Genomic DNA, 6,706 nt, shown 5'->3' with positions numbered 1-6,706 from the left:
GAACAGCCAGGATGATCAGTCATCACCGCGGACCACCTCCTGTCTTGGATCGGCCGGTCGACCTTCTTCATAATATCGCTCACACGTTCGATTCTCAACTCTTCGTATTCACTCATGTACGAATTGTCAGCAATGTGGCGTTGTCCTTCGTGGCGTGTCAGTGCTGTCCCCTGCCGGGGGCGAGGGATTCATGCGAAAGCGCTGCGGGGGCGCTGTGGGGGCGCTGTGGGGGCGCTGTGTGTGAGGGATGCGCACTTCGCGTGGTGCCCGGCGCGGCCGCGGAATCGGAATTGGGCTCGCGGGCCGGCGCAAGCCGTACAGGAAAGGGATCGGCGGGCTGGGACAAGTAGAGGTTTGTTCGGTAGTCTGGGTTCATCTTGTGAACTCAGGAGGCGAGCATGGAGTGGCATTCGACGGCCTGCGTGTTGTGCGCCTGCAACTGCGGCATCGAGATCAAGCTGGACGGCCGGAGATTCGACCGCATACGCGGTGACAAGGCGCATCCGTCCTCGCAGGGCTACACCTGCGAGAAGCCGCTCCGGCTCGACCACTACCAGAACGGCGCCGACCGGCTGACCCACCCGCTCCGCCGCCGCCCCGACGGCGGCTTCGAGAAGATCGACTGGGACACCGCGATCCGCGAGGTCGCCGCTGCCTTCGCCGCCACCCGCGACGCCCACGGCGGCGAGACGATCTTCTATTACGGCGGCGGCGGGCAGGGCAACCACCTCGGCGGCTCCTACGCCGGGTCGTTCATGCGCGCCCTCGGCGCCCGCTACCGATCCAACGCCCTCGCCCAGGAGAAGACCGGCCAGTTCTGGGTCGGCGACCGCATGCTCGGCAACGTCGCCACCGGCGACTTCGACCACTGCGAGGTCGCGCTGTTCATCGGCAAGAACCCCTGGCAGTCGCACGGCATCCCGCGCGCCCGCCCGGCCCTGCGCGAGATCGCCCGCGATCCGGACCGCTGCCTGATCGTCATCGATCCCCGCCGCACCGAGACCGCCGAACTGGCCGACATCCACCTGCGCCCCAAACCCGGCACCGACGCCTGGCTGCTGGCCGCGCTCACCGCCACCCTGGTCCAGGAGGACCTGCTGCCGCACGACTGGCTCGCCGCCCACACCACCGGCCTGGACGAGGTGCGCGACGTGCTCGGCCGCGTCCCTATCGGCCGGTACGCCGACGTCGCCGGAGTGGACGAGGCCCTGATCCGGCGAACCGCCCGCCGCGTCGCCGCCGCCGGCTCGGTGGCCGTGCACGAGGACCTCGGCGTGCAGATGACCCTGCATTCCACCGTCAACAGCTACCTCGACACGCTGATCTGGGCGCTGACCGGCAACTTCGGCCGCCCCGGTACTAACAACCCGCCGATCCTGTTCGCCCCTTTGGTGACGTTCACGCACTGGGGGTCACGCCCGGACCGATTCAGCCCCGTGGCGGGCGCCCGGATCATCTCCGGCCTGGTCCCCTGTAATGTCATCGCAGACGAGATTCTCACCGAGGATCCGAGACGTTACCGCGCCATGCTCGTCGAGACCGCCAACCCCGCGCACTCGCTGGCCGACTCCCGTCGTATGCGCGAGGCGCTCAACGCCCTCGACCTGCTGGTCGTCATCGACGTCGCCATGACGGAGACCGCCCGCCTGGCCGACTACGTCCTCCCGGCGCCCTCCCAGTTCGAGAAGTGGGAGGCCACGTTCTTCAACCTGGAGACGCCCGCCAACTACTTCCACCTGCGCCGTCCCGTCCTCGATCCGCCGCCCGGCTCCGACCTGCTCCCCGAACCGGAGATCCACGCCCGCCTCTGCGAAGCCATCGACGCCGTCCCCGACGTCACGCCCTTGCGCGAGGCCCTGGCCGAAGGCCGCCCCGCCTTCGCCGCCGCCTTCCTGAACGCGCTCGCCGACCCCGCCGTGGCCAAAATCGCGCCCGTCATCCTTTACCGGACCCTCGGCCCGGCCCTCCCCGGCGGCGCCGCCGCGGCCGCCTCCCTCTGGGCGCTCGCCCACAAGGTCGCCCTGGCCCACCCCGCCGCCGTCCGCCGAGCCGGAATCGACGGCGAAGGCCTGGCCCTCGGCGACAACCTGTTCGACGCCATCCTCGCCAGCCCTTCCGGGATCGTGTTCACCCTGGACGAGCCCGGTGACGGCCTGACCCGCGTCGGCACCCCCGACGGCAGGATCCACCTGGCCCTCCCCGACCTCCTCGCCGAGATCGAATCCCTCGGCGACGGCCCTCCGTACGACCCCGACTACCCCTTCGTCCTGTCCGCCGGCGAACGCCGCGCCTTCACCGCCAACACCATCTTCCGCGACCCCGCCTGGCGCAGACGCGACCCCTCCGGCAGCCTCCGCATCAACCCCGCCGACGCCGCCACCCTGGGCCTCGTCAACGGTTCCCCCGCCCGCGTCACCACCCGCCAGGGCACCGTGCAGGTCCCCATCGAAATCACCGAAACCCTGCTACCCGGCCACATCTCCCTTCCCAACGGCCTCGGCCTCACCTACCCCGGCACTCCCGCCACCACCGGAGCCGCCCCCAACGAACTCACCGCCTCAGCCGCCCGCGACCCGCACGCCGGAACCCCGTGGCACAAACACGTCCCCGCCCGGGTAGAGAAGATGTGAGATCACAGCTCGGTTCTGCTCACCATGTGTCCACGATTCCGGGCCAGCCGCGCGAAGCGCACGGCGTCGCGGACGGCCGCGCCGGTCAGGTCGTTGTTGAAGTAGACGTAGGCGTCGTCGAGCCCGTCGAAGCGGGTCAGCCACGAGCGGAAGGCGGCGTCCCCGTACGACGGGTAGTTGGCCGATCCTCCCTCGTGGAAGCGGAGATAACCCCAATCGGCGGTACGCCACAGAGGGGTCTGAGGGCGGCCGAGCCGATCACTCCAGCACAGGGAGGCGGCATTCGATTCGAGCACGTCCCGGGTCTCGTCGGTCCACCAGGAGGGATGACGTGGCTCCACGGCGACACGTACCCCCGAGGGGAAGCAGCTCAGGCAGTCGGCCAGGGCCATCGGCTCGGCGTGCAGCGTCGGCGGAAGCTGCAGCAGAACCGGCCCGAGCTTGCCGCCCAGCCCGTCGGCCGCGGCCAGAAGATGCTCGACCGGTTCCTTCGGATCCGCGAGCCGCCTGACATGCGTGAGATAACGACTCGCCTTGATCGCCATCACGAAGTCGTCCGGCGTACGCTCCCGCCAGCTCTCGAAGGTCTCCCGTCCCGCCAGCCGGTAGAAGGTCCCGTTGTTCTCCACCGTCTGAAAGCACTCGCCATACCGCTCCAGCCACCGCTTCTGCGCGAGGCCGGGCGGATAGAGAACCCCCCGCCAGTCCGCGTACTGCCAGCCTGACGTTCCAACCAACACAAAACAACCATATCCCGAGGTCAGCCGACACGACTCAGGTGGGACACCCACCGGGCCCGCGATACACGAAACCGTTCTCGGGCCCACACGCTGCGGTGCCGGGACCGTGGTGAATCGTCGAGGTGCTAAGCGGCGCCGATTGCAACTTGTTCGGTGATGGGGTGCAGCACGGCGTCCTGGGGATCTTCGTCGGGTTCGACGTTTCCGCCTGGCGGCGCGTAATGACTGCCCGTAGGCCGATCTCTGCGGACAAGGGCGATGTCGTCGTCGAGATCACCCGCTACGCGCGGTACGGCGTGCCGAACGCCTCGCCCTCCTGCCATTGATCCGCCACGATCGGCGAGGAGCGTCGGTCACAGGTCCGGCCGCAGTATCCGACAGCCCTCACCCCGCGGCTGAGGATCGCGCCACCCTCTCCGGCGTGCCCCGCAGCTCGTTCTCCAGTTCCTCGACGATCCGCTGAGCGAGCACCCGCAGCCGCGTTCTGCGCCCGGTCAGCTCCTCGGTGAAGTCCCGCGCCACCGGACCTGCCCAGACCGCCTTACCGGTGAACGCCGCGTGCGCGCGGTCCATGGCCACCTCCAACTGCGCCACCTGCACGCGCACCTCAGCCAGTACTCGCTGCAATTCCCCTCTACGAGGATTGAGTGCCATATCCTGTGGTTCGGGGGCCATACCTTTCCCCCTTTCTCCTCGGAACGGCTTGCGCGGTCTCCCGGACGATATGAGATGGTGCGCTCAGGCGGCCAGCTCTTTGGAGGATATCCAATGCCCCGTTCCAGCCGAACCCTTCCGCTGCGGCTCGGCGCGACGATCCTGGCGGCCGTTCTGGTCGCGGTGATCGCCGTGGCCGCGATCGGCAATGAGAAGGAACCGACGGCGGCCGAGGCGGGCGAGACGCTCAAGGCACACGTCCTCAAGCTTTTCGACGAGTTAAGGGCCCGGAACATCCAGGTCATCGACCCTGGAGGTAAGGACATTCCCTGCGGGGACGGCAAAGCCAAGCGCACCTTCGCCGCCACCGGTCTGGATATCAGTCCGGAGCAAACACCCTACATTCTGAACATGACCATGATAGGCGCTATGGGCCGAGTCGCCGATTACCACATCGCTGATAGCTCAGGCGCGACCGTCCGTATGGTGAACGAGCCCACGAAGACCGTCATCCTGCTGAATTCCACAAGGAACGGCCAGTACTCCGCACAGGGGGAGACCCAGTGCCTCAGTCGGTCATGAGCTCCGTGTTCCCATAAATCTTTCCACGACTATAGGCGTTATCATGGCCACCGATATAGCGGTCGGCCGTCTGTGCGGCAAGCTCTCCCAGAGAAAGCGGATTGCCTTTCCCCAGGCCGTTGTCAACCATCCATTGGTCGAAAGCCCGCATCCCCTCGGTGCCCTTTTGGAGGATTTCGTCGAACGGGCGAAGGTTGCCGTTTGAGTCGGCGATGATCCCGGCTGGAGGCGTCTGAGGAGCGAACCCCTGCTTCATGAGGAGCAGAGCCATCTCATGGCGGCGTCCCAACGCGACCGTATCGGCCGACTCCCGGAGTTCCTTCACCTTCTCCTCCGGCTCCCGGCCGTAGGTGTAGTAGGCGGAAACCCCGGTGGACAACGCGGTCCACGTCACGGGGATGGCGGTGAAAGGACTGACCAGCCCGAGAACCGCCAGGGTAGCCCCCGCAACGAAGCTCTCAGCATTCTCGGCACTCTCGGCACGTTCGTCCTCAGGCTGGAGCACACGGACGGCAGCCGCAAGCTCGGTGCCCCGGACGTTGCCCAGGGCCAGAAACAAGCTGGTGAGCGGAATAGTGTTTCCGCTGTTCTTCACGGTGTTCAGCGGCTGGGAAAGAGTCCTCTGGAGAAACTCATCCATGCCCACGCCGAACCGGAACCGCGCTTCGGCGTTACCGGCGAAGGCGGTCATGAAGCGGAAGGTGTCCTCGGGGCTCAGCCGGAAGGAGCCACGTACTTGCGGGAGCGGAGTCCATTCGAACCAGCCGGGGGCGACCTGCATGGCGCTGTCCTTGGCCAAGTCGGCGTCATTGAGATTGGCGCCCAGGGTGATCTCGGTGGCGTACGAGGCCGCGATCTCCGCGAGGTGAACCCGGGTCGCGTCGTTCAACCGCCACTCATCGGCCCCGGTCATCACCGCGTAGGCGAACACGGCCGCTTCCCGGCTGTGCTTGCCGTCCTGCTCGTCGTAGACGCCGGTAGCGGCCGCCAGCAACCGCCCGAAAGCCTTCGATTGCTCCGGAAACCCTCTAGTCCGCTCGTTGAGCCCCTTCAGGAAGGCGGCCAGGCCGGGCCGGACGTCCCCGGTCATGGGGAGTCCCCCCAAGGGAGGCGCCTTTAAGGGCGGCAGGGCCGGGCGAGGGCTGAAGCGGACCGCCGGGGTGATCGCCAAACGGGCCGCGGCCGGATTGTTGGCCAGCGCGTTCAGCAACGCCGCCGAAGGCACACCGCCGACCAGCAGGGGCGCGACGCGCTCGGCCAGCCACACATCCGGGTAGTCGCCATGGCCGAACAGAGCCGAGAGCATCCGCATGCCCTCGTCGTCCCCCGCCTCTACCTCCTCCACCGCTTTGACCGCCGCAGCGAACCCGGGCACGTGCGCGCCGCCGCTGACCGCGGTCGCGAAAGCCAGCGCGGCAACCCGCTCCGCGTCCTGTGGCTCCTGCCCGTGCAGACGCCGCAACGCCGGCACGATCTGGCGCATCCCGCCCGGGCCGATGGCGGCGAAGAACGCGGCGGTAAAAACCGGGTCACCCTGATACGCCTCCAGTTCCTGAAACACCGCGGCCAGCCGGGCGGAGGCGTACGGGCCGGTGAAACGGAATTCCTCGGGATCGATGGCGGCGAACCGCTCGCCCAGCGCCTCGCCCAGCCGCTGCGCCTCGGCCGGGGGCAGCAGCGCGTCCTCTCGGTAGGGCCGCAGACCTGGGCCGACCGCCGCAGTGACCGCCGACACCGCAGCGGCAAGCGCCGTCGCGGGTGTGGCGACGGCGGGCGCGGGGGCGGGGATGTCGGGCACCGGAGCGGTGATGGCCGCCAACCGCTGCCGCAACCGGGGGACCTGCTGCTCGACCCAGCCGCCGATCTCCCGGATCGGCGCCAGCCCCGCGGCCGGCAGGTCAACGGAGGCCAGCTCCCGGCGAATGCTCTCCACCTGCTCGGCGATGACCTGACCGGCCCGCTCCAACTCGGTGATGAATCCGTCCATCAACACCGGATCGATCCCGGCGAACTCGGGCGAGAGCGGCCCGGTCCCCGGTGGTACAGAGGGACTCTCTGTCATGCCCCCATCATCAGCGACATCCGCGGACGACGTGAGGG

6 protein-coding genes are annotated in these 6,706 nt (G+C 68.1%); 3 read left to right on the top strand and 3 right to left on the bottom strand.

The annotated features are described in order from the left end of the window. Positions 1–398: 398 nt before the first annotated feature. Positions 399–2,630 carry a molybdopterin-dependent oxidoreductase gene (locus tag Amac_RS24360; protein WP_155356706.1) on the top strand — a complete coding sequence of 744 codons (2,232 nt, stop codon included), beginning with the start codon at positions 399–401 and terminating at the stop codon, positions 2,628–2,630. A gap of 2 nt (positions 2,631–2,632) precedes the next feature. Here Amac_RS24360 and Amac_RS24355 read toward each other — a convergent pair whose 3' ends face one another. Further along, a complete protein-coding gene (locus tag Amac_RS24355) occupies positions 2,633–3,370 on the bottom strand; it encodes a DUF72 domain-containing protein (protein ID WP_155356705.1) in 738 nt (245 codons plus the stop codon). 146 nt (positions 3,371–3,516) lie between these two features. On the opposite strand from Amac_RS24355, the gene Amac_RS58480 reads away from it, so the two are divergent. After that, entirely contained in the window at positions 3,517–3,696 is a 180-nt protein-coding gene (locus Amac_RS58480) for a hypothetical protein (protein WP_155356704.1), read from the top strand. Between the two features lie 58 nt (positions 3,697–3,754). On the opposite strand, the gene Amac_RS24345 is transcribed toward Amac_RS58480, so the two are convergent. Beyond that, the gene (locus Amac_RS24345) at positions 3,755–3,964 is read right to left on the bottom strand and encodes a hypothetical protein (protein WP_155356703.1); all 210 of its coding nucleotides are present in this window, start codon (positions 3,962–3,964) and stop codon (positions 3,755–3,757) included. 174 nt (positions 3,965–4,138) lie between these two features. Between Amac_RS24345 and Amac_RS24340 the strand changes: the two genes are divergently transcribed. Beyond that, complete coding sequence (locus Amac_RS24340) at positions 4,139–4,606, top strand: hypothetical protein (RefSeq protein ID WP_155356702.1); 468 nt, start codon at positions 4,139–4,141, stop codon at positions 4,604–4,606. Here Amac_RS24340 and Amac_RS24335 read toward each other — a convergent pair. After that, complete coding sequence (locus Amac_RS24335) at positions 4,593–6,668, bottom strand: hypothetical protein (protein WP_155356701.1); 2,076 nt, start codon at positions 6,666–6,668, stop codon at positions 4,593–4,595. The genes Amac_RS24340 and Amac_RS24335 overlap by 14 nt on opposite strands. Between the last annotated feature and the right edge of the window lie 38 nt (positions 6,669–6,706).

It is taken from the genome of Acrocarpospora macrocephala (assembly GCF_009687865.1).
In the GTDB taxonomy this organism is placed as follows: domain Bacteria; phylum Actinomycetota; class Actinomycetes; order Streptosporangiales; family Streptosporangiaceae; genus Acrocarpospora; species Acrocarpospora macrocephala.
This window is presented reverse-complemented; position numbering and strand designations above follow the sequence as displayed.

Coding starts and splice junctions, on each gene's coding strand:
- Amac_RS24340 (WP_155356702.1), top strand. CDS start 4,139: ATGCCCCGTTCCAGCCGAACCCTTCCGCTGCGGCTCGGCGCGACGATC.
- Amac_RS24335 (WP_155356701.1), bottom strand. CDS start 6,668: ATGACAGAGAGTCCCTCTGTACCACCGGGGACCGGGCCGCTCTCGCCC.
- Amac_RS24360 (WP_155356706.1), top strand. CDS start 399: ATGGAGTGGCATTCGACGGCCTGCGTGTTGTGCGCCTGCAACTGCGGC.